Raw genomic sequence first — 23,762 nt, 5'->3', positions numbered from 1 at the left:
TATATTCTTATAAGGTAAAAAAAGTTAGGGAAGAAGCAGGTGACAAACACATGGGTGAACCGCAAGGGAAATATAACATTAAAGCAGTATCGAACCTTTTAGGTATACATGCGGGAACTCTTCGTGCTTGGGAAAGACGCTATAAAATGATTGAACCTGTAAGAAATGAAGCCGGTCACAGACTTTATACAGATGAACATATAAGGATTTTAAAATGGATAGTAAATAAAGTCGAAAATGGATTTACCATAGGACAGGCGGTAGAGTTATTACACAAACAGGATGAACCAGCTTTTATAGAGCATGACCCGCGGATAGCTAATCAAATGGATGTATTAAAAGAACAGCTGCTGCACGAATTGTTGAAGTTTAATGAATCAAAATCAAATGAACTCATTGATAGAGCATTTAGTCTTTTTTCAACTGAGAAAGTATTGATCCGTATTATGGGAGGCATACTTACTCAAGTGGGATTAAAATGGGAAAAAGGAGAAATACTAACTGCGCATGAACATTTTGTAACTTCTTTGCTTCGCACGAGAATAGGGATGGTGTTTAATTCTTTGCCCGTAAACGGGTTTCTTCCTAAAGCACTTTGTGTATGCGGTCCGGAAGATCAGCATGAAATAGGGCTGCTGATTTTCACTTATTTCTTAAAACGCCGTGGATACGAAACAGTCTATCTAGGTACCGGCATCCCAGCTGAAGAAGTAGAACAAATAGTGGAAGAAATCGATGCAAAACTTGTAATAATTTCATCTACTATCCCTACCCATAGATCTAAAGCAGTTCAGCTTGCTTGCGCCTTAAAAGATAGCGGCAGAGATTTAAAAGTAGGGCTTGGCGGAAATGCTTTAAATATGCTGAGTGATCAGGAAAAGAAACGATGCAGGGATATGCTGGTCGGCAGTACAGAAGCTGAGTGGCGGGAATGGCTGAAAGAGTAGCAGATAAATGCTGCTCTTTTTTTATGGTTCATTTAACTGAATTACTTTTGTAATACAAACGCAGCGAATCAAATTAGATGAAATATACTCCCTGAGTTTCAGCAGGATGCCAGTCGCCTTGAAAACCCAGCCCTTCAGACTGCACATCAATCCTTCATACGTCATCACCTTTTACTTTGAAATATATATAAATGAACATCAACAGTTCAAAGTGACTTATTATACTAAGATTTTTCACTATCCAGAAATAAGATGATAGAGTCGAGATTCATGGAGAAAAAGCTGTAAAAATGGTTAATAGCAACCAGAGAAACCTTTTTGGTACCACGAAATCAAAAAGATTGTGGAAAAACCTTCTCTTCTTCTTTATAGTAGATAGTAGAAGACAATATTTTCAGCGGTACTTATAAAATCGGAAAACTCATAGAGGTGAATCGTATGGATGAAAATACTAACACTGAAAAGCAAGCTGCCTTGGATAAACAGGAAAGAAATGTGCTGGAATCCACGCAAAAAGTTATCCATAAAGCATTAGGCAAGCTAGGCTATTCCGAACAAGTGTATGAATTACTGAAAGAACCCCTTCGTATGATGACAGTAAGGATCCCTGTGAAAATGGACGATGGATCCACTAAGATATTTACCGGATTTAGAGCCCAGCATAATGATGCAGTCGGTCCTACAAAGGGAGGAGTGCGGTTTCACCCTCATGTAACTGAAACAGAAGTAAAAGCGCTTTCTATATGGATGAGTTTAAAAGCAGGAATTGTAAACCTTCCCTACGGCGGAGGGAAAGGTGGAATTGTATGTGATCCAAGGAATATGTCATTTCCTGAAGTCGAGCGTCTAAGTAGAGGGTATGTTCGCGCTATCAGTCAAATAGTCGGCCCGACAAAAGATATTCCTGCCCCAGATGTACAGACGAATTCTCAGATTATGGCCTGGATGATGGATGAATACAGCAGAATGAAAGAGTTTGATTCTCCGGGGTTTATCACTGGGAAACCTCTCGTACTGGGAGGTTCGCATGGCCGGGAGTCTGCCACTGCGAAAGGTGTGACGATTTCAATTAAAGAAGCTGCCAAGCGAAAAGGAATCTCTTTGGCGGGAGCAAAAATTGTTATTCAGGGATTTGGCAATGCAGGAAGTTTTTTAGCTAAATTTATGCATGACGCTGGAGCTAATGTTGTAGGAATATCAGATGTCCAGGGTGCCTTATATGATCCAGATGGGCTGGACATTGATTATCTGCTGGACCGGAGAGACAGCTTCGGAACAGTATCCAACCTTTTTAAAAACACAATAACAAATGAAGAGTTATTAGAGCAGGAATGCGATATACTTGTACCGGCAGCTATTGAAAATCAAATTACAGAAAGAAATGCACATAAAATTAAAGCTAATATTGTAGTGGAGGCTGCAAATGGCCCGACTACAATGAAAGCTACGGAAATACTTTATGACCGGGGTATTTTATTAGTGCCTGATGTACTTGCCAGCTCCGGTGGTGTGACAGTTTCCTATTTTGAATGGGTACAGAACAATCAAGGTTTTTACTGGGAAGAAGAAGAAGTAGAAGAGAAGTTAGAAAAAGTGATGGTTCAAGCTTTTGATAACGTGTATAGAGTGGCCCAAATGAGGAATGTAGACATGCGATTGGCTGCTTATATGGTAGGTGTGAGAAAGATGGCGGAAGCAAGCCAGTTCAGAGGATGGATTTAATAAATATTTTTAACTTGTATAGAGGATGTCTCGATTCAAACTGAGACATCCTCTTTGTATGTGAAAGTTATATAATTTAAAATAAACATATATAAGTAAGAGGTGCTGATTTACTGGATCTAGCAAATTTGAGTATGATAAGTAAAGAGTAAGTCTCAGCTCACAAAAGTTTACTGCCTATTAATCAGAATAAATTAGCAGCATTAAATTATATTTGGATACAGAGATTAGTTTTGAAAGGAGATTTATCGTGAGAAAGGAAAAAGTAATCGTTATTGGGGGAGGACCCTGTGGGATGTCAGCGGCAATTGAATTACAGGAACGGGGATTTGATCCACTTATATTAGAGCGGGGCAATATAGTTCATTCTATTTACCGTTACCCTACGCATCAGCAGTTTTTCAGTACGAGTGAAAAACTATCGATAGGCGGCATTCCTTTTTACAGCACGGAAAGAAAACCGAAACGGAACGAAGCGCTTGTTTATTACAGAAAAGTCGCTGAAGAAAAAAAACTGCGTATCAATTCTTATGAAGAAGTTAAGAGTGTCACGAAAAATGAAAAATTTCTTGTGGAAACAGTAAAACGGGGAGAAACAAATATATATGAAGCAGACTATATTGTAGTGGCTACCGGGTATTATGATTCTCCCAATACTCTTGGGGTACCTGGGGAAAGCCAGCCGCACGTTTTTCACTATTTTCATGAAGCACACCCTTATTACGGACAAAAGGTAGCGATTATAGGAGGGAAAAACTCTGCAGTAGATGCAGCTTTAGAGTTGGAAAAAGCAGGAGCAGAAGTTTCCGTATTCTACAGGGGTGAAGAATATTCTAAAAGTATCAAACCCTGGATACTTCCGGAATTTCAAAGCCTGGCAAAAAATGGTTACATTAACTTAATATTTAATGCTGATATTACAAATATTGGTACAGATACGCTGACTTATGAAGTGGACGGCAAATCCTATAAAGAAACAGCGGATTTCGTTTTTGCAATGGTCGGATATCATCCAGACCATACTTTTATTCAGAGCATGGGTGTAAGCATAGATCACTTGTCAGGAAGGCCTGAATTTAAAGAAAATATGGAAACCAATGTTCCTAATATATATATTGCAGGGGTAATTGCAGCAGGTAATAATGCGAACGAAATATTTATCGAAAATGGCCGATGGCATGGAGTGGATATTGCAGAAGATATTTTAATGAAGGAAAAAATGTCGTCTCCTGTGGAAAAATAATTTACAGCAGAGGATTTTATATTTAAGCTCTGTTAATACTCATTGTTGATAAGAGAAAACTTCGCTGCAACCCGGCCTGCCGTGGACGAGCTCCTCAGCTTCCTTCCTGCGGGATCTTCCCAGCTCGTTCTTCCGGAGGCGGTGAGCACTTTCACCGCGCACTGGCGCAGCCGGCCAAATGATCTTACAGTCATCTTAACGCTCTTTGTGAAGATGACTGTAGGTCTAGCGGAGCAATGCTCCCTCTAAAAAAGGCGTCCGACGGTTTTCGATTCGTTTTCCCTTTGCGAAACAAAAGAAAAAGATTGTTTCTATTACAAGATTTTCTATTAACAAAACGGAGACAAGGCGGTGTAGACGCCTGTGAAAAAAGCTCACCAGACTACACTTCCTTCTACATATGTTACCGAAGGACGGACTGGAGAAAAGTGATTTATACGAAAAAGCCACATGTTGTCATCATAGGAATCCTTATTAAATGTTTGTTTTCAAAACCAGGAGATCAGGTACTGTGTTTAAATAAATGAATTTAGGAGGAAAAAATGAAAAAAGTACTAATAATAAGTACAGGCGGCACAATTGCCAGTACAGAAAATGCAGAGGGTAAACTGGAAGCAGGAAAATATTCCGGGGATGAACTTGCAGCAAAACTCGGTATCCCTGAAGATATAGAAGTGGATATATTGTCAGCACTTCAAAAGCCGAGTGTACATATTTCGATTCAGGATTTAGATAATATAAAAAAAGTAATTGAAGAGAAACAAAATTATTATGATGGAATAGTAATTACTCATGGAACAGATACTCTGGAAGAGTCTGCCTACTACCTGGATTTAATTACAAATTACAGCCTGCCAATAGTAGTAACTGGTTCGCAGAGGTCCCCGGATGCTCTCGGAAGTGATGCGTATATTAATCTGCGTCATGCTATTTATACAGCAAGCAGCCAAAGTATGAAAGATACTGGAGTAACTGTAGTATTTAATGAACGGATTTTTTCCGCACAGTATGTGAAGAAGGAACATGCGTCAAATATTCAGGGTTTTAATGCTTTTGGTTTTGGATACTTAGGAATAATTGATAACGACAAAATTCATTTATACCAAAAGCCGGTACGAAGAGAATTTTATGACATTAACGAAAATAAACCTGCTCATGTAGTTTTGATTAAGTGTCATATGGACTCGACTGATCTATTTATCAGAGCAAGCATTGAAGCTGCTGTGGATGGAATAATATTAGAAGGACTGGGGCGCGGACAAGTTCATCCTTCTATGATGGAAAAAATTGAAGAGGCCATACAGCAAGGGATCCCGGTAGTAATTACTACTGCATCAGAAGAAGGGCATGTATATACAACATATGATTATGTTGGAAGTGCCTATGACCTTTTTAAAAAAGGCGTGATAATGGGAAGAGACTATGATGCGAAAAAAGCGAGAATTAAGCTGATTGCCTGCTTGAGAGCTGAAAAAGAAATTTACAGTGCATTTAATTACTGACAGGTACGGTCAGGACCTTTTTAGGAATTAAACGCGCCTGCAGGACTGAAGAGAATTGACTAAAAAATTTAATATTTATAATTTAAATGTGATTTGCAGAGAGAAGGTGTAGATTTGATTGGCATCCTGACTGCAGCATGCGCTCCCGCTATTGCACTTTTACTTTACTTTTATTTAAAGGATCAATTTGAATTAGAACCTTTTCATATGGTAATAAGATCTTATGTTTTTGGAGGCCTTTTAGTTTTTCCTGTTATGTTCATTCAGTACGCGGTAATTACTGAAACCGGAATTTCTTCTTCGTTTCTGCTGTCAGTTATTTTAGCTCCTTTTACCGAGGAATTTTTAAAATGGTTTACTGTAATGTTTACTGTGTATTTTCATATGCATTTCAACCAGCGGTACGATGGCATAGTATATGCATGTGCAGTGGGTCTCGGTTTTGCTTCTGTAGAAAATATATTTTACCTTATTGAAAATGGCCTGGATACTGCTTTTCTCAGAGCTGTTTTTCCAGTAACCAGCCATGCGCTTTTTGGAGTAGTCATGGGATATTACTTTGGGCTGGCTAAATTTTCAGCAAAGCGCAAAACTTTTCTTTTAATTTCTTTTCTGGTGCCTCTGCTGCTGCACAGTGTCTATAATGTGATCCTGCTGGCACCGGGTTCCTGGGCATATCTGCTAGTTACCTTCATGATCTTTATGTGGATATTTGCAATGAAGAAAGTAAAGTCTGCTAATAAAGCACAGGCTGCAGATGAATGGCGCTTTTCTTGAATGAAAAGTGTGATTCATTGTATAGTGAATGCATGATTATCTTTACAAAGAAGAAGGGAAGTGAGTTTTTTGCCTGAAACTAAACAGCGCTACAAGGTTACGATTCGTTGTCAAGCTTGCGGGGAAAAATACATCCTTCGGGGAAGGCCTAACGAGAATGGTGGATTCGATACGGGATTTAAAAGATGTGTATGCGGAAATGAGCACTTGTTCGATACGGATATTTCACCTGAATAAAATCGTTTAATGACCGATAATAGATATAGCGGATTTTCCGCTGTATCTTTTTTATTTACATTGCCTAACCAAGCAGAAACTACTGCACCTCTAAAGGAAAATACTTTAAAATTCAAAGGTCAAGTATTTATTTAAGTGCAGCTGCGCTCCACTCAAATGATTCGGAAGAAAGACTTGCAGTAAGTTTCTGCCGTATATGAATCAGGTGGAAGAACTCTTATAATTATTACAAAACAGGATTCCCTTTTGTGGTAATCTGTCTATAATAGAATATAGGATTATTTAAAAGTCATTGCTAAGGGTGGGGGAGCTTACGTGCTTGTAAAACTGGGAAGCACTATTAATTTGGAACTTGAAGATGCTGAAAAAGGGAAACATAGATTAAGGAGTAAAATTTTAGATTATCATAACTCAAAGTTTTATATAGATTATCCCATCTCAGAAGAATCTGATCGACAAAAGTTTTTTTTGGAAGGAACGGAATTCCAGGTTTCCTTCATAGGAAAAGATGAAGCAGTATATTCTTTTAAAACAGAAGTAACCGGAAGAGTCAAAAAAAATATTCCTATGCTGGTACTCCGGGATCCGGGTAAAGAGAATTATTCTCGTATCCAAAGAAGAGAATATGTAAGAATAGATACTTCTATAGACCTTGCTTTATACAGTGAGGAAGAAAAATTTCAGCCTTTTACCACTATTACGAATGATATCAGCGGAGGAGGAATGTCGGCTACTCTCCCTAAAAATCACAAACTGCATAAAAATGATGTGATTACTGCCTGGCTTTCCCTGCCTTATCGAAGTGGAGAGATTCAATATCTGTCTGTAAAAGCTCAGGTCATCCGCATCAGGCTGGAGAGAGAATGGCCCAGAGCTTCTTTTAAGTTCAGGAACGTCGATGAGGGAGTGAGGGAAAAGATTATTCGCTTTACCTTTGAGAAACAGCATGAAGAAAGCGAAAAAGGCCTTCACTAACTTAGACAATCGTAGTTCGACCATCCTTATCCATTATGTTAAAATAAGATCACAAACTATTTAAATTACAGTGAGGTATGCTGCATGAAGTCAAAAGTAAATATAGCAATCGATGGACCGGCCGGAGCCGGTAAAAGTACTGTAGCAAAGAAGCTTGCAGATAAGCTTTCCTACGTCTATATCGATACCGGAGCAATGTACAGAGCGTTGACCTGGAAGGCGCAGAGAGAAAAAGTAAATTATAATGATGAAGAGAAACTTGCAGAATTGCTGAGAAGGATGGATCTTAAGTTATCCAACAGTTCTGCCGGTACGAATATTTCAGTTGATGCAGAAGATATTACGAGTGAAGTGAGGGAGCCTTCGGTTACCAATGAAGTTTCCTATGTAGCGAAGCATGAGGCTATACGTAAACAGATGGTAGCGAAACAGCAGGAACTTGCTGCAGGTGGAGGAACTGTCATGGATGGAAGAGACATCGGCACAGCTGTATTGCCTGATGCTGCAGTAAAGTTTTTCCTGAACGCGACAGTTGATGAAAGAGCTTCAAGGCGACACCAGGAACAGTTAGTAAAAGGGATGGAATCTGATTTAAAATTATTAAAGGAAGAAATCTCTCTTAGGGATAAACTGGATTCAGAAAGAGAGTTTGCACCACTCAAGAAAGCACCGGACGCTATGGAAGTAGATACAACAAGCATGAGTATTGAAGAAGTAGTAAATTATTTGTATGATCAAGTAAGGAAGCAGGCTGATGTCCATGAGTAAGCTTTATTCTGTAGGACAATTCGTATGCAGAGTTTATTTAAGGCTTTTTTTCCGCCCAAAAATAATTGGAAAAGAAAATATTCCTGATAATAAGGGCGTGTTGCTCTGCAGTAATCATATTAATAATTTAGATCCTCCATTTCTTGGTGCTTTTCTTAAAAGGCAGACCAGGTACATGGCAAAGGCAGAATTATTTGAACTTCCTGTATTAAAGCAGCTTCTCCCAAAGCTTGGTGCTTTTCCTATAAAGAGAGGATCCAGTGACAGACAGGCGATGAGATCCGGTTTAAAGCTTTTAAGGGATGGTGAAGTGGTAGGAGTATTTCCTGAAGGAACCCGCAGTAAAAATGGAAAACTTGGGAAGGGTCTGGCCGGGGTAGGTTTTTTTGCATTAAGGTCTGATGCGGATGTCATCCCCTGTGCTATAGTAGGTTCCTATAAGCCTTTATCAAAAATTTTACTGGTATATGGTCCGCCTGTGGATATGGAAAAATTACGAAAAGAAAAAGCTTCACCGGAAGCAGCAACAGAAGAAATTATGTCTTCCATACAAAAACTTTTAGATAAATATCAAAAATAAGCAGGAATTCGCTGTTTCAGCAGAGAATTATATAAAATGTAGAAGTTTTAGGCCCGGAAATTTGACGGGGCATAGGGAGGTAATTGTCAATGGTAGAAGAAATGAATAATGAAATGACGGATTTCCGTTCACTATCTGTCGGAGATCTCGTCAAAGGTACGGTTGCAAAGGTGGAAGATAAGCAGGCTTATGTAAATGTCGGCTACAAAATGGATGGGGTATTACCTATTAGTGAACTGTCGAGCCTTCATGTGGAAAAAGTAAGCGATGTACTGCAGGAAGGTGAAGAGTACGAGTTCAAAGTAACTAAACTTTCAGAAGATGAACTTGTTCTTTCAAAAAAAGCAGTCGTAGCTGAAAAAGCCTGGGAAGAAATGGAACGCCGTCTGGAAAGTGGAGAAGTGTTTGAGGCGGAAGTAGCGGATGTCGTTAAAGGCGGTCTTGTAGTGGATGTGGGAGTAAGAGGTTTTATTCCTGCTTCTTTGGTGGAGCGTCATTATGTAGAAGATTTTTCTTCCTATAAAGGTAAAACACTGCGACTAAAAGCAGTTGAAATGGACCGTGAACGCAATAAGCTTATTTTATCCCAGCGGGCAGTGCTTGATGAAGAAGCAAGCGAGCGCAAAAAAGATACTCTTGAGCAGATTAAAGAGGGCGATATTATCGCTGGAACCGTACAGCGTCTTACTGACTTTGGAGCCTTTGTAGATGTCGGGGGAGTAGACGGATTGGTTCATATCTCACAAATGGCGCATCAGCATGTGGAAAAGCCATCGGATGTGGTATCTGAAGGAGATGAAGTCAATGTAAAGGTTCTTTCAGTGGATCCTGATAATGAACGTATTTCGCTTTCGATTAAAGATACACTGCCCGGTCCCTGGGAAGCCATTGCGACAGAAATTAAGCAGGACGATGTGCTTGAAGGTACTGTGAAGCGCCTTGTTTCATTTGGAGCTTTTATTGAAGTGGCACCTGGTGTGGAAGGGTTAGTGCACATTTCTCAAATTGCCAACCGGCACATTGCTACTCCGGGTGAAGTTCTCACAGAAGGTGAAACTGTAAAAGCAAAAGTTCTGGATGTGAATATTGGTGAAAAACGTATCTCTTTAAGTATCCGTGTATTAGAAGAGGATAAAGTTGAAAAAGAAGAAAGTGCCGCTAAGCAGGAGTATAAAAAAGATGATGAAGGCGGATTTTCTCTTGGGGATATGATTGGTGACCAGTTAAAGAAATATAAAAACTAATACCTTTCTTAATAGTGTGACAAAACAGCAACGGTGCAGGAGGTTCTGATGTTTTTTGATCAGGCCTTTGTTCCGTTGCTATATTTTTGTTTAAATGCTTAATTAACTTGACTCATTAGAAAAGTTTCAAGTACTAAAATAATTGATTCGTTTTGTTTAAAGTTAGTGTGTAAGTATGCATCAGACCGAGCCAATTACTCAGCAGTGGAAAAATGCTGTTTTTAGAAAGGAGATTAAACTTGAGCAGAACAAAGAGAAAATTAGACCATATAAACCACGCCCTCAGCAGTAAAATAGTAAATACGAATGGATTAGAAGATATTACTTTTGTTCATCAAAGTTTTCCTGAAACGTCATTAAATAGTATATCGATTGAGAGTGAATATAATATTTTGAAGCTCGGCGCTCCACTGTTTATAAATGCCATGACCGGTGGGGGAGGCAAGGCTACGGAAGGAATTAATGCCCAGTTGGCTGAAATAGCAAATTCTCTGCATATTCCTATCGCCGTTGGTTCTCAAATGGCTGCTTTAAAAGATAATTCGCAGAGAGCTTCATATGAAATCGTACGAAAAAATAATCCTCGCGGGTTAGTTTTCGCAAATGTTGGAAGTGAAGCTACGATTGATGAGGCATTGGCATGTGTGGAGATGCTTGAAGCAGATGCACTTCAAATCCATATGAATACAATTCAGGAGCTGGTGATGCCGGAGGGTGACAGAGATTTTAAAGGAGCACTTTCTCATATTGGAAAAATTGTCGAAAAGCTTCACATACCTGTAATTGTAAAAGAAGTCGGGTTCGGCATGAGCAGGGAAACAGCAGAAAAACTTCTGGAGAATGGTGTAGAGTGCCTGGATACAGGAGGAAAAGGGGGAACTAATTTTTCGTTGATCGAAAATGCCAGAAGAGAAAAACAGCTGCCTTTTTTTGATGAATGGGGAATCAGTACTGCAGCCAGTCTTGTGGAAGTCAAAGCAGCTGGTGTACCGCATATTGCAGCTTCCGGGGGAATTAAAACTTCGGAAGATATAGCAAAAGCTATAGCTCTTGGTGGAGACATGTGCGGAATGGCTGGTCAGGTGTTAAAGTGGCTCCAGCAGTCAGGACAACAGGCGGCACACGAAAATTTAGAAAATGTATTATCTGAACTTAAAATTATCATGACTGCTCTTGGGGCAAAGAATATCAGCGAACTGCAGCGTGTGCCATTAATAATTTCTGGCGATACCTATCACTGGCTGCAGGAACGTGGAAACTCAACAAAGCATTTTGCAGGCAGGACAATAAAATAATACCTTTTTTTTATTATTTTCAGGTGCTAGTATGAAGATACAAGTATTAATAAGGGAGTATGCTATAATTAGCATTGTTTTAAAGAAAGATAATGGAACTGAAAGCGGGGAAATAGAGTGTCTAAACCAGTATTAGCAATTGTAGGGAGACCGAATGTTGGTAAATCTACAATCTTCAATCGCCTGATTGGAGAAAGATTAGCAATTGTAGAAGATAAACCAGGAGTGACCAGAGATAGAATTTACAGCTCAGCAGAATGGCTGCACCATCAATTTTTTATTATTGATACAGGCGGCATTGAAATTACAGATGAGCCATTAATGGAGCAGATGAGAATTCAGGCGGAGCTTGCGATAGACGAAGCAGATGTAATCTGTTTTGTCGTAAATGGAAGAGAAGGAATTACAGGAGCTGACGAAGAAGTTGCGCAGCTATTGCTGAGATCTAAAAAGCCTGTAGTTATCGCGGTGAATAAAATGGATGACCCGACGCTGCACGAGAAGCTTTACGAATTTTACAGTCTTGGAATCGGAGATCCTTACCCAGTTTCAGGTTCTCACGGTCTTGGTCTTGGGGATCTGTTAGATGCGGCAGCTGAATATTTCCCTAAGGACAATGAAGCTGACTATGAAGATGATACGATCCGTATGAGCCTAATCGGGCGTCCAAATGTAGGGAAGTCATCTTTAGTAAACGCTATTCTTGGGGAAGAAAGAGTGATTGTAAGTAATATTCCCGGAACTACAAGAGATGCCATTGATACTCCCTTCACAAAAGATGAACAGGATTATGTAGTTATAGATACAGCAGGCATGAGGAAGCGCGGTAAAGTTTATGAAACCACCGAAAAGTACAGTGTGCTGCGTGCATTAAAAGCGATAGAACGTTCAGATGTAGTGCTTGTGGTTATCGACGGCGAAGAGGGTATTATCGAACAGGATAAAAAGATAGCCGGATATGCACATGAAGCAGGAAGAGCGATCGTTATTGTAATCAACAAGTGGGATGCTGTGGAAAAAGACGGGAAAACGATGCAGAAATTTGAAGAAAATGTTCGACAGGAGTTTCAATATCTTGATTATGCACCGATAGTTTTTCTTTCGGCGCTTACAAAACAGAAGCTCCAGAATCTGCTTCCTGTAGTAAATCAGGTAAGTGAATCGCACAATCTGCGTATTAAGACCAATGTTCTTAATGATGTAATCATTGATGCCGTAACAACAAATCCTACACCTACAGATCATGGTGGAAAAAGGTTAAGGATCAATTACGCTACGCAGGTGGCTGTTGCTCCTCCTACTTTTGTGCTTTTCGTAAATGATCCTGAACTAATGCATTTTTCCTACCGCAGATATCTTGAAAATAATATTCGCAGGGCCTTTGGTTTTATTGGAACACCAATTCGGATTTTAGCACGTAAAAAAAGTGATTAACCGCAGATTAGTAAAAGGGGGCTAATATGGGGATTCTTTCTATTGTACTGTCTTATTTGATTGGAGCTGTCAGTTTCAGCTATTTAACAGGACAGCTATTAAAAAAATTAGATATAAGAGATCACGGCAGCGGGAATGCAGGAGCTACTAATACGCTGCGGGTGCTCGGAATCGGTCCGGCTATTGCAGTGCTGCTTTTGGATTGTGGTAAAGGTATCCTTGCTGTGTGGCTGGGGTACTTGATGAGCGGCGGCGATCCAGTAATCTCAGCCGGAGCTGGAGTTGCTGCTGTTATAGGACATAACTGGCCGGTATTTTTTGGATTTAGAGGAGGGAAAGGTGTCGCTACTACGATTGGTGTACTGGCTACATTAGTATTTTGGCCTGCGCTGATCGCTGGTACTATAGCTATCCTCTCTATTGTATTTACGCGGTATGTTTCGTTAGGTTCATTACTTTTTGTCATAGGAACTACTGTTTTGACTGCCGCTTTATATAATGTATTTAATTATCCTTTTGAATACATTTATTTTCTTGCCGGCTTAACCATTCTGTCAGTATGGAGACATAACGAAAATGTAAAAAGGTTAATGAAAGGAACAGAAAGTAAATTAGGGCAGAAGGTAAAAGCAACTTAAAGAGGAGGATGTACTATGAAAAAAGCAGCTGTAATAGGTGCCGGGAGCTGGGGGACAGCACTATCAATGGTATTAGCGGATAATGGGCATGAAGTAAAATTATGGACCAGATCTCAAGAGCATGCAGAATCGATCCAGCAAACCGGGAAAAATCTGCGTTACCTCTCCGGAGTTGAACTGCCTTCTTCCATTCAAGCTACTTCCTCTATACAGGAAGCGGTCAGCGGGAGTGAATTTGTAATAGTAGTAGTTCCGACAAAAGCAATGCGCGAAGTTTTACCTATGTTAAAAGACTTTTTAGAGAAAGATGCGGTAATCGTGCATGCCAGCAAAGGGATTGAGCCGGAAACTCATTTGAGAATCTCAGAGATTATTGCGGAAGAAGTGGGAGATCGGCCTGTAGCCTGTATCAGTGGTCCGAGTCATGCAGAAGAAGTCTGTAAAAGGCAGCCTACTACAATAACGAGTTCTTCCATACATACAGAAATTGCAGAACAGGTACAGGATTTATTTATGAATCAATCTTTCCGGGTATATACCAATCCTGATTTAATAGGTGTGGAGATCGGGGGATCTTTAAAAAATATTATCGCCATCGGTTCAGGAATGACAAGCGGACTTGGATTTGGAGATAATGCACGTGCAGCTCTGATGACAAGAGGGCTGGCCGAGATTTCCAGACTGGGAGTGAAACTTGGGGCAAACCCCTTAACTTTTTCAGGTTTGTCAGGATTAGGAGACCTGATTGTGACCTGCACTTCTTTCCACAGCCGTAACTGGAGAGCAGGAAATATGATCGGTAAAGGTATGTCTGTCAGCCAGGTGGAAGCTGAAATGGGTATGGTAGTGGAAGGGGTCAGAACTACCAAAGCGGCATTCCAGCTCTCTAAAAAGCTTGGTGTAGATATGCCGATAACCAAAGAATTGTTTGAAGTTTTATTTGAAGATAAAGATGTGGAAAAAGCGGTTAATGCCCTAATGGGAAGAGTGAAAAAGAAAGAAGTTGAAGGCTTGATGAGCGGTTTTGATAAAATGAACAACAATGATCCTTTAGATCATTTTGAGCCTTAAAATAAAAATCACCCGAAGCCTGATTTTAATATTTTCAGCTCTGCTGAAGTTCATTGGTAATTGGAGAAAACTTCGCTGCCACTAACTTTCCATGAGTGCGCTCCTCCGTTTACATGGATCGCCTGTTCGGAACCCTGCAGGAACAGGGGAAAGATTTCTCCGCAGCAGGCGCAGAAAAAAGTAGCCGGCGGAGTGCCTTTTTTGTAACAACTCCAAACTTTAAAAGAGTCATTTTTATTTATCAGTCCCGTAAAAAGCTTATGCTTTATTTCGGGGCTATTAGCTCTGAGATTAGTTTTAAAAACCTGTTACCGCAGTATTAATTTCAACTTCAGGCTTAGGAAACGCGAGTAAATAAACTCGCTGAACATCCAGTAACGAATTAAAGTGCAGTCTCATGCACTGTTGATGGTATTATGCTATAATAATGCAGAATTCAAGAGATTGAGGGGAGGAAAAATATAATGTTTGAAGATCCATTATTAAAAATGTGGATATCCTTTATTGCTATGGGTTTAATGTTTCTCTCCGTTGTTATCACAATTTTAACGAAAGAAAAACTGACAGGTTTTCTTAGATATACATTACTTACAATCAGTTTTGCATGCATTATGGTTTCTGGATTAATCGTTTTCCTTGTGACTTTCAGCGGACCTGTCCCAGACTGATTTTACAAAAAGAAAGCAGGTATAGTATGAAAATTTTGAAGGTTATTCTGCTGTCATTAATAGTTGCATTGTTAAGCGGCTGTCTTTATCCTCAGGATCAGAGAAGCAGTCAGCAGGGGCCTAATCAGGAGCAGCTGGAAAGAGTACAGGCTGCTGTAGCACAGTTTCAAGAAACTACAGGGGTGCTCCCTATAGCCACACGAGACGCGGACACCCCAATATTCCGCAGGTATCCGGTCCAGTTTAGTCAAATTGTTCCAGGATACATGAGTGAGCGTCCGGCGAATGCTTTTGAGAACGGTGGCAGTTTTCACTATGTTCTTATCGATGTGGAAGAACAGCCTACTGTAAAACTTATTGATCTAAGAACAGCGAGAAGAATTCAGGAGTTTGAAGCGAGACTGAATGCTTACAGACGCGAAAATCAGTATGCCCCAGTAGATGAGATTATTAAGGGCGAAATAATTCGTCCTGATTATGAGGAACTGGGATATGATGAGCAGCCTACGGTGGAAAGCCCATTTCATCCAGATCATCTGCTTCCTCTTTTATTGACTACTCAGGGAGATGTTATTATTGATTTTTCTTTGGACATTCAGCATTATATAGATGAATTCGGAATGGGCAGCTTTGAAGAAGGAGATGATCTCCGCTGGCTGCTCGCTGAAGAGTCGCCATTTGTTCCTGCATATTCTAAGCCGCAGACATTGGAAAATGATGAAATAGTGTTTATAGAAGGAGATTTAGGGTAAACCTTTGATGGAGAGGAAGTTTAGGGGAATTAATGGACAATATACCTATTTATTTCCTTTTTTTCTAATATAATTATAATTTTTCAAAGAAATGCGTAAAAATTGTTGAATTAACAGGGTTTTTCGTTTAACATAAGCCTTGTTATCCCGTGTTTGCACGGGTATAGCATTTCAAAGGTTACAACAATGCAAAAGAAGTATACCTTGCAGGGAGGTGAATAATGTGAATAAAACAGAACTGATCAATGCGGTTGCTGAAAAAACAGACCTTTCTAAAAAGGATGCAACAGGTGCTGTTGATGCTGTCTTTGATATCATCACAAGCTCTCTTGAAAAGCAGGAAAAAGTACAGCTGATCGGATTTGGTAACTTTGAAGTTCGCGAGCGTGCTGCCCGTAAAGGCCGTAACCCGCAGACTGGTGAAGAAATCGAAATTCCAGCAAGCAACGTTCCTGCATTTAAGCCTGGTAAGGCATTAAAAGATGCAGTAAAGTAATTACATAAGTCTACTTATGTAATAAAAGGAACCCGTTAAGCTTTTGCTTATCGGGCTTTCTTTTATTTTAGGCTTGCTGATGCTGTGCTAAGGAAGGCGGTTCTCAGGATATTTTTTGCCTGCCGGGAAGATCCCGCAGCAAAGCGAGAAAGCGGAAGAGCTCGTCCCCGGAAGGGCAGTGGCAGCGAAGTTTTCTATTATCATCAATGAGCATTAACAGAGGCACTCATGCAAAATTTTTGCACCATGAAGTATGAAAATTAATAATGCTGTGTAACGAAGGAGAGGACACCCAATGGATGAGCGCCGTTCGAGAATCCATTTTGGCGGATGTTCTTTCCGTCAAAATTAGTCGAGAACAAGCCCTTGGGTAAGCCTCTCCGAAAGTGGAGCAGCATTATTACTTCTTTTTTAGCGGACTTTTATTTTCAAGGTAGCTTATTGATATAAATTTTTTAAATAAAAGCGATCCCTTTTAAAATCATATAGGTTAGAACGAAGCGAGTATGCTCTGAAGTCTTTTTTTTGGAAAGACAGGTGAAGGTCAGGACTGTTTTCAAAGATTTTTATAGCTTCTTAATAGGGAAATTTGTTGAAATAATTCTCCATCATTTACATTAATAATAACCGCCTTTTAATTAAAATCCATAAGCTTTTGAGCAATGATATTTAATTTTTTTCTTAGGAATCTGGTGCAATATATTGACCTTTAACATACCTCTGAAATCCGGCAGCCGGTAAAAACCTTATTTAAGATATGACTTATGAAATATCCAGGGTCGAAAACTTGAAAGCATATAATTTCTGAGGAAACCGCCGCTTGGGATACATACAGTTTGATCCAACATGAGCATCTCAGTAAATGTTAGAGCTGCGCAATATGAAAGTCTCATTTCTTGTCCTAATAATTTACGCTGTGATATTATCTAAACACTGCAATTAATTTGTTTTATTAGATTTGAATAGGGGGCACTTTTGAATGAGCCAGGTAGATCACCAAAAAATCCAGCAGGCAGTAACCATGATTCTCGAAGCAATTGGGGAAGACCCAACTCGCGAAGGACTGGAGGATACGCCTAAAAGAGTAGCAAGAATGTATGAAGAAGTTTTTCAGGGACTGAATGAAGATCCGAAAGAACACTTTAAAACTGTATTTGGGGAAGACCATGAGGAACTGGTTCTGGTTAAAGATATTCCCTTTTATTCTATGTGCGAGCATCACTTAGTGCCTTTCTTTGGTAACGTGCATATAGCATATATACCTAAAGGTGGAAAAGTCACTGGATTGAGCAAACTGGCCAGAGCAGTGGAAGCTGTAACCAGACGTCCTCAGCTTCAGGAGCGAATTACTTCCACGATTGCTGAATCAATGGTGGAAACACTTCAGCCAGGTGGTGTTATGGTCGTGGTGGAAGCAGAGCATATGTGCATGACGATGCGTGGGGTTAAGAAGCCGGGGTCCAAGACAGTTACTTCTGCAGTTCGTGGTACATTTGTTGAAAACGATGCCGCTAGAGCGGAAGTATTATCGTTCATAAAATAGTTTTCTAAAGGAGGACTAAGATTGGCAGAATCTAATGATTACATTGTGATTAAAGCGAAGGAGAACGGTGTGAACGTAATCGGACTTACCAGAGGGACAGACACCCGTTTTCATCATTCTGAAAAGCTAGACAAAAATGAAATGATGATTGCTCAGTTTACTGAGCATACTTCCGCTATTAAAATACGCGGAAAAGCTACGCTTCACACAGCGCATGGGACTGTATCAAACGAAGATAGCAATGAATAACTTTTCATAAACGTGCCGCTATACAGCGACACGTTTTTTGCAGGAGATATATTATTGCAATAAAACTTTGGTTCGATCCTTTCTCGTCGTAAATTAATTATGCTATACTGAACTAGCGGGTTTTGGACTAAATATTTTAATACAGAGAAAGAAAGCTGTCTGGAGGATTATGGAATGACTGCTACGTATGATCACGTCCACATACTACATAAATTAACAACTGAGTTTTACCAGCAGGTAAGGCTTCCTTATGTGCAAAGGTTCATCCCTGAACCTATTATGAATCCTATGCAGGCAAAACTCCTGCTGATTATGCTGGAAGACGCAGAAATAAGCAGTCCCTCCCAGCATTCGATCACTCTTGCTGCCCTTCTGGTACAGGCAGCCATGGATACTCACGACCGTATAGGCACGCTTGAAGTTTCCTCAGAGATTGAAAGAAAGCAGCGGCAGCTGACTGTGCTTGCAGGTGACTATTACAGCAGTTTATATTACAGTATACTTGCAGGCAGAGGAGAAGAAACTTATATAAAAGTGATGTCAAATGCTGTTGAAACAATTAACGATGCCAAAATGAGAATTTTACAAGCATCAGATATAGAAACTTCCCTATTTCATTTAGTTACTGTTAAGAGTGCTTTGACCACTCATATTGCTGAGTATTTAGGATTCCATGATGCAGCAGATTCTTTAAGACAGCTTTTTCTTATTCAAATACTGACAGAAACTGACGAATTGTCAGCGAATAAATTTCCTATAAATATCCACTTGATTCAAAGCAAGAGGAAAATCAAGGAATCTCTGGAGCATATTCAACGAAATGAGAACTCCAGTAATAGAATTCAGCGTATTATTTTTGAAGAAGCAGTAAAAAGAGCATCTGCTTCTTTCTAGAGGTGAATGAAATGAATCAGTCGAAAGAAAAGCGGGTACATGAGGTATTTGAATCTATATCGACCAGATATGACCGAATGAATGCGATAATAAGCTTTCAGCTGCATGTTTCCTGGCGTAAAGATACAATGAAAAGAATGAAAGTGAAAAAAGGCGCTGCTGCTTTAGATCTCTGTTGTGGAACTGCGGACTGGACCAGGCAGCTGGCAGAAGCTGCAGGAGCTGAAGGGGAAGTAAAAGGACTTGATTTCAGTAAAAATATGCTGCAAATAGGTGAAGAGAAAACTGCAGACCTCCCCCAAGTCGAACTGATTCACGGGAATGCTATGGAACTACCCTTTGAAGATAACTACTTTGATTATGTGACAATTGGTTTTGGATTGAGAAATGTTCCTGATTATCTAACAGTCCTCAAGGAAATGAAAAGAGTAGTTAAAAATGACGGATTAGTAGTTTGTCTTGAAACATCCCAGCCGACACTTCCAGTTTTTAAACAGTTTTACTGGCTTTATTTCACTTATGTGATGCCGGTATTCGGAAAGCTTTTTGCAGGCAGTTACGAACAGTACTCCTGGCTTCAGGAATCCACGAAAGAGTTTCCTGATAAAGTGAAATTGAAGCAGCTGTTTCTGGAAGCAGGATTTAAGACCGTAGAAATAAAATCCTATTCAGCTGGTGCTGCAGCTTCTCATTTTGCATCTAAAGAAGAGGGCAGGAAGCTTATATGAGAAAATTAAAAATAATTTTGGAAATGATAAAATTTGAACATACAATATTTGCGCTTCCCTTTGCTTTTTTAGGAGCGATCCTGGGAAGTGTGCTGGTAACTGGTTCCTGGCCGGCTGCAGCAGACTGGCTGTGGATTACTCTTGCAATGGTTGGAGCGAGAAGTGCGGCTATGTCTTTAAATCGTGTGATTGATGCTAAGATCGATAAAGATAATCCACGGACTGCCAATAGAGCTATTCCAGCTGGTCTTCTGTCGGTTTCTGAAACGCTTGCTTTTATAGCAGTGTCTTTTTTTGTGCTTATCTTTTCTGCGTTTCAATTAAATATGCTGGCGGTCTATTTGCTGCCGTTAGCTGTTTTCTTTTTAGTTTTTTATTCCTATACCAAGCGGTTTACCTGGTTTTGTCATGTTTTTCTGGGGATTACTATAGGGCTTGCTCCACTTGGCGGCTGGGTTGCAGCTGCAGGAACGCTCAGCTGGGAAGCCTTTGTGTTGTTCGCTGCAGTAGCGTTATGGACTGCAGGTTTTGATGTAATCTATGCCACACAGGATGCAGAATATGATAAAAACGTGAAATTGCATTCGATTCCAAGTCATTTCGGAATACCACGTGCATTAACTTTCGCAAGAGGATTTCATATGGTGAGTTTTGCAGCAATGGTGACCCTGGTATTGATTACTCCTTTAAGCTGGATCTTTTTAGCAGGTACACTCATTGTAGGAGCTATCATGGTTTATGAGCATTCATTAGTCTCTCCCAACGATCTGTCGAGAGTCAATGTAGCTTTCTTTACTATGAATGGTATTATTTCTCTGGTAATGTTAAGTTTTACAATTGGAGACCTGCTGTTGATATCTTAGAGAGAAAAGAGGCTGGTCAATGTCTTTGAAAATTGGTGAAATTAATTACACAAATATTATGCCAATGTTTTTTTATCTCAATCGTACAGAGTTAGTAAATAGAGGCTTTATTTTTGAACAGGCAACACCTTCTGAGTTAAATAATAAAATGTCTGCAGGACTGGTAGATGTAGGAGGTATAAGTTCCTTTGAGTATGCACGTAATCCTGATGAATATATGATACTCCCGGAATTATCAGTATCTTCTATAGGCAGTGTAGGTTCTATATTCATGTTTTCAAAAAAAGAAGCATCAGAACTGAACAACAGCTCTATTGCATTAACTTCAAGTTCAGCCACATCCGTTCACCTGCTTAAGCTGATTATGAGCCACTACTTTAAAGTGAAACCATCGTATACCACAGAAACACCATCGCTGGAAAAAATGCTTGAGTCTCATGACGCATGCCTGCTTATTGGAGATGATGCAATCAGAGCTTCATGGAAGATGGATGAGACCCTTTATAAATATGATCTGGGAAAGTTATGGTATGAATGGATGCAGGTTCCGATGACTTATGCACTTTTTGCAGTGAGAAAAAAAGCAGCTGAAGCTTACCCGGAGAGCCTTCAATATTTATTCGAAGAATTTCACCGAAGCAAACTGTTAAATATGGAAAGATCTTTTGATGAATTGACGCAGCATATAAAACATAACATTGGTGGGGAAGAGAAGTTCTGGATAGAGTACTTTCAACAGCTCCATTTCGGCCTGACAAATGAACATATTACTGGGCTAAACAATTTTTTTGATCTACTGGCAAAAGATAAATATATTAATTCTGCTGAAAATATTAAATTATGGGCGCCAATCAAGACTGATTTTAGTAATAGGGTGGATATAACATGAAGTTAGCGGAAATTTACAGGCACCTGCGGCCGGATATACTACAAATAGAAAAAGAGATTGAGCTGCAGGTGCAGGCGGAACATCCTCAGCTTCGGGAAGCTTCCACTCATATACTAAAAGCTGGCGGGAAAAGAATCCGGCCGATTTTCGTATTATTGAGCGCTCAATATGGAGATTATGATTTAAATGAAATCAAAAAGGTTGCAGTCCCTTTGGAATTGATTCACATGGCTTCTCTTGTGCATGATGATGTGATAGACAATGCAGATCTTCGGCGGGGGAAAAAAACGATCAAATCCAAATGGGATAACCGCGTAGCGATGTACACGGGAGATTATATTTTTGCAAAAGCGACGGAGATAGCTACGAAAAGCAAATATCCGCAAGTGCATTCAATTCTAGCGAAAGCGATGCAGGAAATGTGTATAGGTGAAATAGAGCAGATCCAGGATCAATATCAGCTTGATCAGCATGTGAAACAGTATTTACGCCGCATCCGCAGAAAAACTGCATTACTTATTTCTGTCAGCTGTGAGTTAGGAGCGCTTGTCAGCGGCACATCAGCAAAAACACAGCATGCTTTAAAAATGTATGGATATTATGTAGGAATGGCATTTCAAATAACGGATGATATTTTGGATTTCGTGGGTTCTGAGCGGGAGCTGGGGAAGCCGGCAGGAAGTGATCTTGCACAAGGAAATGTCACTTATCCGGCCATCTATGCTATGTCTAAAGACAGAGAGTTTTATCAAAAGATGCAGGAATTTGCAGCCGAACCTTCACGTTATCCACTGCAGGTAGATGATGCAATTCAATCTATTAAAAACTCTGGTGCTGTAGAAGCTTCCAAGGATCTGGCCAATAAATATGTAAACAAGGCGAATAAAATGTTATATAGTATCGAAGAGAAAGAACCTGCAGCATCTTTAGAGAAAATTGCTCAATATATTGGAAACCGCAAGTATTAATTGAAAAGATTGGTTCTTCACCATAACATATAGTGGACAATAATAAAGAAAGAAAACTGAAGAGAAAATAATCACCTTCAATGTATCAGCGCAGAGGCTGCTGATGAAGTGGGAAAAAGCGTATTATTATTTACCTTTGTGGTAGGGATTTCTCCTGCGCTTACCGGAGGAAGCTTGCCGGCCCGTCTTCTGCTGTTTCCCCTGTCTGCAGGCAAGGGAAATGATCTTAAGACTTCGCTTAAAACCCACAGGCGTCCCCGTCGGACACTCTGGTAAAGTCTCCTGGTTTCTCAGCAGAAAGACTAGTCTATCAGCACTTTTCTTCCCGTAACATTGCTTCTCTATTTTAGATAATATAAATAAATTCATTAGTCAACTATACTTTTTGGTGAGGAGCCTAAAGGTTGCATATTTTTAAATCGCAATAATACTCTTAAAGTGAAAATCTTGCTGTGAAAACAGGGACGCTGATTTTTCGCTGATGGCAGTATTCACTTCATATGAAGTTTCTGCGCTCAGAAGAAAAAATATCCAGAATGATTTCTGCATGTTTTGAGATAATATGCATAGACTTTAAATAGGCATTCTCATCAGACGGTGTTCAAAACTTACATATGGTTCCCGCCTGCGGCTTTGGAAAAGCACAGCCATTTTTAAAATAACATTTGAAAGCGTTGTCATGTGATTTTTGTTTTGTTATAGTAAGATAGAATTACATATTTTGCATTTAGGAGTGGGTAAAGATGGAAAGAACTTTTGTAATGGTAAAGCCTGACGGTGTAAGCAGAGGATTAACAAGCGAGATCTTAAGTCGTTTCGAGAAAAAGGGATATTCTTTAGTAGGTGCTAAACTGCTTCAGATGTCAGAAGACCTTGCTCAAACGCATTACGAAGAACATAAAGAACGGCCTTTTTTCAATACGCTTGTGGCATTTATCACTTCAGGTCCTGTTTTTGCAATGGTACTTGAAGGAGAAGGGGTTATAGCTGAAGCTCGGAAAATGATTGGTGCTACGGATCCAAAAGAAGCAGTCCCAGGGTCTATCCGAGGGGATTTAGCAATTAAAAAATCTGAGAATGTGATTCATGGATCTGATTCTCCAGAGAGCGCAGTACGGGAAATCTCTTTATATTTTAATGAGGATGAGTTAATAGGAAATAAAGCAGCTCAAAACGTTTAGAGTGAAAAGCCTTGATAAACATCGAGGCTTTTTATAATTTTCAGCTTTTATTTATCATCTAATATGGAGTGCGGGAGATTTTTATGGTATGACTAAAG

Annotated in this window: 24 protein-coding genes; all 24 read left to right on the top strand. The window is 39.8% G+C overall.

Features of this window, described 5'->3' with window-relative positions:
• Positions 1-50: 50 nt before the first annotated feature.
• The 24 genes from BLP92_RS03265 (at position 51) to ndk (ending at position 23,664) form a co-directional block, all read left to right on the top strand.
• Complete coding sequence (locus tag BLP92_RS03265; protein ID WP_090840525.1) at positions 51-947, top strand: MerR family transcriptional regulator; 897 nt, start codon at positions 51-53, stop codon at positions 945-947.
• 438 nt (positions 948-1,385) lie between these two features.
• A complete protein-coding gene (locus BLP92_RS03260) occupies positions 1,386-2,669 on the top strand; it encodes a Glu/Leu/Phe/Val family dehydrogenase (protein ID WP_090840523.1) in 1,284 nt (427 codons plus the stop codon).
• A gap of 250 nt (positions 2,670-2,919) precedes the next feature.
• Positions 2,920-3,912: a YpdA family putative bacillithiol disulfide reductase gene (locus BLP92_RS03255; protein WP_090840521.1), complete on the top strand. Its 993-nt coding sequence runs from the start codon at positions 2,920-2,922 to the stop codon at positions 3,910-3,912.
• Between the two features lie 542 nt (positions 3,913-4,454).
• The gene (locus tag BLP92_RS03250) at positions 4,455-5,414 is read left to right on the top strand and encodes an asparaginase (protein ID WP_090840520.1); all 960 of its coding nucleotides are present in this window, start codon (positions 4,455-4,457) and stop codon (positions 5,412-5,414) included.
• 114 nt (positions 5,415-5,528) lie between these two features.
• Positions 5,529-6,191: a glutamic-type intramembrane protease PrsW gene (prsW, locus tag BLP92_RS03245; RefSeq protein WP_090840518.1), complete on the top strand. Its 663-nt coding sequence runs from the start codon at positions 5,529-5,531 to the stop codon at positions 6,189-6,191.
• A gap of 552 nt (positions 6,192-6,743) precedes the next feature.
• The gene (locus tag BLP92_RS03240) at positions 6,744-7,403 is read left to right on the top strand and encodes a flagellar brake protein (RefSeq protein WP_090840516.1); all 660 of its coding nucleotides are present in this window, start codon (positions 6,744-6,746) and stop codon (positions 7,401-7,403) included.
• 84 nt (positions 7,404-7,487) lie between these two features.
• Positions 7,488-8,171 carry a (d)CMP kinase gene (gene cmk / locus BLP92_RS03235; RefSeq protein WP_090840515.1) on the top strand — a complete coding sequence of 228 codons (684 nt, stop codon included), beginning with the start codon at positions 7,488-7,490 and terminating at the stop codon, positions 8,169-8,171.
• A complete protein-coding gene (locus tag BLP92_RS03230; RefSeq protein ID WP_342028369.1) occupies positions 8,158-8,751 on the top strand; it encodes a lysophospholipid acyltransferase family protein in 594 nt (197 codons plus the stop codon). The genes cmk and BLP92_RS03230 overlap by 14 nt, the downstream gene beginning before the upstream one ends.
• Before the next feature lie 89 nt (positions 8,752-8,840).
• Positions 8,841-9,995, top strand: coding sequence for a 30S ribosomal protein S1 (gene rpsA, locus BLP92_RS03225; protein ID WP_090840511.1), 1,155 nt, complete (start codon positions 8,841-8,843; stop codon positions 9,993-9,995).
• A gap of 239 nt (positions 9,996-10,234) precedes the next feature.
• Positions 10,235-11,290 carry a type 2 isopentenyl-diphosphate Delta-isomerase gene (gene fni / locus BLP92_RS03220; protein WP_090840509.1) on the top strand — a complete coding sequence of 352 codons (1,056 nt, stop codon included), beginning with the start codon at positions 10,235-10,237 and terminating at the stop codon, positions 11,288-11,290.
• A gap of 117 nt (positions 11,291-11,407) precedes the next feature.
• A complete protein-coding gene (gene der / locus BLP92_RS03215) occupies positions 11,408-12,724 on the top strand; it encodes a ribosome biogenesis GTPase Der (RefSeq protein WP_090840507.1) in 1,317 nt (438 codons plus the stop codon).
• Positions 12,725-12,750: 26 nt separating this feature from the next.
• Positions 12,751-13,362 (top strand): glycerol-3-phosphate 1-O-acyltransferase PlsY, encoded by a 612-nt coding sequence (gene plsY / locus BLP92_RS03210; protein WP_090840505.1) that lies wholly within the window; start codon positions 12,751-12,753, stop codon positions 13,360-13,362.
• A gap of 15 nt (positions 13,363-13,377) precedes the next feature.
• A complete protein-coding gene (locus BLP92_RS03205; RefSeq protein ID WP_090840503.1) occupies positions 13,378-14,433 on the top strand; it encodes an NAD(P)H-dependent glycerol-3-phosphate dehydrogenase in 1,056 nt (351 codons plus the stop codon).
• 464 nt (positions 14,434-14,897) lie between these two features.
• A complete protein-coding gene (locus tag BLP92_RS03195; protein ID WP_090840499.1) occupies positions 14,898-15,101 on the top strand; it encodes a DUF2768 domain-containing protein in 204 nt (67 codons plus the stop codon).
• A 26-nt stretch (positions 15,102-15,127) separates the two neighbouring features.
• Positions 15,128-15,853: a hypothetical protein gene (locus BLP92_RS03190; RefSeq protein WP_090840498.1), complete on the top strand. Its 726-nt coding sequence runs from the start codon at positions 15,128-15,130 to the stop codon at positions 15,851-15,853.
• Between the two features lie 223 nt (positions 15,854-16,076).
• Positions 16,077-16,349: an HU family DNA-binding protein gene (locus BLP92_RS03185; protein ID WP_090840496.1), complete on the top strand. Its 273-nt coding sequence runs from the start codon at positions 16,077-16,079 to the stop codon at positions 16,347-16,349.
• A 979-nt stretch (positions 16,350-17,328) separates the two neighbouring features.
• Positions 17,329-17,892: a GTP cyclohydrolase I FolE gene (gene folE / locus BLP92_RS03180; RefSeq protein WP_090840494.1), complete on the top strand. Its 564-nt coding sequence runs from the start codon at positions 17,329-17,331 to the stop codon at positions 17,890-17,892.
• Between the two features lie 21 nt (positions 17,893-17,913).
• Positions 17,914-18,141 carry a trp RNA-binding attenuation protein MtrB gene (mtrB, locus tag BLP92_RS03175; RefSeq protein WP_090840492.1) on the top strand — a complete coding sequence of 76 codons (228 nt, stop codon included), beginning with the start codon at positions 17,914-17,916 and terminating at the stop codon, positions 18,139-18,141.
• Positions 18,142-18,315: 174 nt separating this feature from the next.
• The gene (locus tag BLP92_RS03170; RefSeq protein WP_090840490.1) at positions 18,316-19,035 is read left to right on the top strand and encodes a heptaprenyl diphosphate synthase component 1; all 720 of its coding nucleotides are present in this window, start codon (positions 18,316-18,318) and stop codon (positions 19,033-19,035) included.
• 11 nt (positions 19,036-19,046) lie between these two features.
• The gene (locus BLP92_RS03165; RefSeq protein ID WP_090840488.1) at positions 19,047-19,763 is read left to right on the top strand and encodes a demethylmenaquinone methyltransferase; all 717 of its coding nucleotides are present in this window, start codon (positions 19,047-19,049) and stop codon (positions 19,761-19,763) included.
• Positions 19,760-20,626 (top strand): UbiA-like polyprenyltransferase, encoded by an 867-nt coding sequence (locus BLP92_RS03160; RefSeq protein WP_090840486.1) that lies wholly within the window; start codon positions 19,760-19,762, stop codon positions 20,624-20,626. Before BLP92_RS03165 ends, BLP92_RS03160 begins: the two co-directional genes overlap by 4 nt.
• 19 nt (positions 20,627-20,645) lie before the next feature.
• The gene (locus BLP92_RS03155; RefSeq protein WP_090840484.1) at positions 20,646-21,515 is read left to right on the top strand and encodes a menaquinone biosynthesis protein; all 870 of its coding nucleotides are present in this window, start codon (positions 20,646-20,648) and stop codon (positions 21,513-21,515) included.
• On the top strand, positions 21,512-22,483 hold the full coding sequence (hepT, locus tag BLP92_RS03150) for a heptaprenyl diphosphate synthase component II (protein WP_090840482.1): 972 nt from the start codon (positions 21,512-21,514) through the stop codon (positions 22,481-22,483). Before BLP92_RS03155 ends, hepT begins: the two co-directional genes overlap by 4 nt.
• 743 nt (positions 22,484-23,226) lie before the next feature.
• Positions 23,227-23,664 (top strand): nucleoside-diphosphate kinase, encoded by a 438-nt coding sequence (gene ndk / locus BLP92_RS03145; RefSeq protein ID WP_090840481.1) that lies wholly within the window; start codon positions 23,227-23,229, stop codon positions 23,662-23,664.
• The last annotated feature ends 98 nt before the right edge of the window (positions 23,665-23,762 follow it).

The sequence above is a fragment of the Alkalicoccus daliensis genome (assembly GCF_900103955.1).
In the GTDB taxonomy this organism is placed as follows: domain Bacteria; phylum Bacillota; class Bacilli; order Bacillales; family Salisediminibacteriaceae; genus Alkalicoccus; species Alkalicoccus daliensis.
This window is presented reverse-complemented; position numbering and strand designations above follow the sequence as displayed.